Source organism: Mesorhizobium sp. M7A.F.Ca.CA.003.01.2.1, from assembly GCF_003998945.1.
Taxonomy (GTDB): domain Bacteria; phylum Pseudomonadota; class Alphaproteobacteria; order Rhizobiales; family Rhizobiaceae; genus Mesorhizobium; species Mesorhizobium ciceri.
Window position 1 is genome coordinate 1 of sequence record NZ_RZRA01000815.1, and the last position, 2,618, is coordinate 2,618.

2 protein-coding genes are annotated in these 2,618 nt (G+C 63.8%); both read right to left on the reverse strand.

What is annotated here, in order from left to right; genetic code table 11:
• Positions 1-1,010 (reverse strand): DUF3333 domain-containing protein (locus tag EN969_RS26000; RefSeq protein ID WP_127419513.1); only part of this gene is annotated, 1,010 nt, incomplete at its 3' end.
• Positions 1,007-2,473: a phosphate ABC transporter permease subunit PstC gene (pstC, locus tag EN969_RS26005; RefSeq protein WP_063169148.1), complete on the reverse strand. Its 1,467-nt coding sequence runs from the start codon at positions 2,471-2,473 to the stop codon at positions 1,007-1,009. The genes pstC and EN969_RS26000, both read right to left, overlap by 4 nt.
• Between the last annotated feature and the right edge of the window lie 145 nt (positions 2,474-2,618).

The window sequence follows — 2,618 nt, forward strand, 5'->3', positions numbered from 1 at the left end:
ACCATCTGCATCTTGGAGGCGCCAAGGCCGAGAGCTGCCGAGCGGATCGACGGCGGCACCGCGGCAAGCGCGGCGCGCGTCGCGATGATGATCGTCGGCAGCGTCATCAGCGTCAGCACCAGGCCACCGACGAAAGCGGCGGAGCGTGGCATGCCCAGGAAATTGATAAACACCGCGAGGCCGAGCAAGCCGAAGACGATTGACGGCACTGCGGCCAGATTGTTGATGTTGACCTCGATAAGGTCGGTGAAACGGTTCTTCTTGGCGAATTCCTCCAGATAGATGGAGGCGGCGACGCCGATCGGCAGCGCGAGCAGCAGCACGATCACCATCATATAAAGCGAGCCGATGATCGCCACGCCCATGCCCGAGGTTTCCGGGCGGCTGGAGGCGCCGTAGGTGAACAGGCCGCTGTTGAAGTGCTCGGCCATCGCGCCCTCGGCCTTGAGCTTGTTCATCCAGGTGATCTGCTGGTCCGAGACCTTGCGTCGCGCTTCCTCGACACTGAGGTCGATCTGGCCCTTGAAAGCCGAGTCGAGATTGGCGGCGGCGAGGATGTTGACGTCGCGTGTCGTGCCGATCACCGAGGGATCGGCGGCAACGATGTCGCGCAACTGGACGCGGGCGCCTTCCGAAAGGAAGCCCTTGAGCTTCTGGATCATCGGCTTGTCATCAGGAGAGATGCCGAGCTTGGCCACCAGCGCGTTTTCTGCGAGCTTGGGATAATTCGCCTTGATCAGAACGCTCGGATCGGTTGCGCGCTTGCCGGAAGGATCGATCACCTTCTCGTCGAACGTGATCGGCAGCGATACCGTCGTCTGCCAGAAGGCGGTGTAGCCTTTCGAGACGATGGTGATCAGCATGATTGCCAGGAACGCCAGGCCTACGGAAATCGCCACGACGCCATAGATGCGGAAACGGCGTTCGGCGGCGTAACGGGCCTTCAGGCCGATGTCGCGGCGCGGATGGGCCGCCGGCCTGACCATCGTATCCATGGGAATGTCGGTCATTCGTACTGCTCCCGATATTTGCGCACGATGTAGAGCGCGACGATGTTCATCACCAGCGTCAGCGTGAACAGCGTCAGCCCGAGCGCGAAGGCGACCAGCGTCTGCGGCGAATTGAACTCGAGGTCGCCGGTGAGCTGGTTGACGATCTTGACGGTGATGGTCGTCATCGCCTCGAACGGGTTGATGGTGAGGTTGGCGGCGACGCCCGCCGCCAGCACGACAATCATCGTTTCGCCGATGGCGCGCGAGGCAGTCAGCAGGATGGCGCCGACGATGCCGGGCAGTGCCGCCGGCAGGATCACCCGCTTGATCGTCTCGGAGCGGGTCGCGCCGAGGCCGAGCGACCCGTCGCGCATGGCGCGCGGCACCGCGGTTATGATGTCGTCTGAGAGAGAGGAGACGACCGGGATCAGCATGACGCCCATGACCAGGCCGGCGGTGAAGATGCTCTGGCCCTGGATGAACGGCGAGCCGCCGGTCAGCGCCGCTGACAGGTCGCGCAGGAACGGCCCAAGCGTGACGACGGCGAAGATGCCGTAGACGATGGTCGGTATGCCGGCCAGCAGTTCAAGCGCCGGCTTGACCACCGAGCGCACCCTGGGCGTTGCGTATTCGGCCATGTAGACAGCCGACATCAGCCCGACCGGCACCGCAACCAGCAGCGCGACGGCGGCGATATAGAGCGTGCCGGCAAGAAGCGGGATCAGGCCGAACTGGCCCTGGCTGCCGCCCGAACCGGCAGCGGCAAAACGCGGATCCCAGACCGTGCCGAAGAAGAAACTCATCGGCGAGACGCTCTCGAAGAAGGTGATCGTCTGGAACAGCATCGAAAGCACGATGCCGACGGTGGTCAGGATGGCGATGGTGGAGGCGGCAAGCAGCCCCCACAGCATCAACCGCTCGACATTGTTGCGCGCCCTGGCGCGCGGCTCGATCTGCCTGAGCGCATAGAAGGCGCCGGCGATCGAGGAAGCCAGAATGACAATGGCGCCGAACAGGCCGAGCCGGTCCTGGACCTTGTTCGCCTCGACGGCGATCGGGATCATGTAATCCTGTGTGTCGCTCGCCAGTGCCACGCCCTTGGCGGCGAGCAGCGGCTGCAACTCGGCAAAGCTGGCAGGCATTGCGGCCAGTGTGCCAGCATCGAGTTTGCGCAGGCCCCTGGCGAGGCTCTTTACCAGGCTGACATCCAGTGCCTCGCTGGCAACCTTGCTGTCGACGGTACGCTCGGGCAAGGCAGCGTGGATGTGCCGGTCAAGATAGACCGAAGAACCGACGGCCCAGACGGCAAGCAGCAAAAGAGCAGGCAGGACGGCGAGCAGGAAGGCCCACCAGCCGTGATAGTGGGCACGCGAATGCGGCTTGACTTTGCCATTGTCCTGGGCCGCGGCACGCTGCCGGCCGATGAAAAAGGCAACCAGGCCGACGGCAACGACGATGGCCAGTACGAGCAAGGACGACATGGACCCACCCCAAGGGAAATTCTAACGCAGCCACCATTGCGGCCTGCGGTGAAACCGGGGCGCGGATTTGACCCGCACCCCGGTTCGGCAGCTTGATTACATCGACTTTCCGGCGGCGAAAGCGTCACGCTGGGCCTGACGCTCG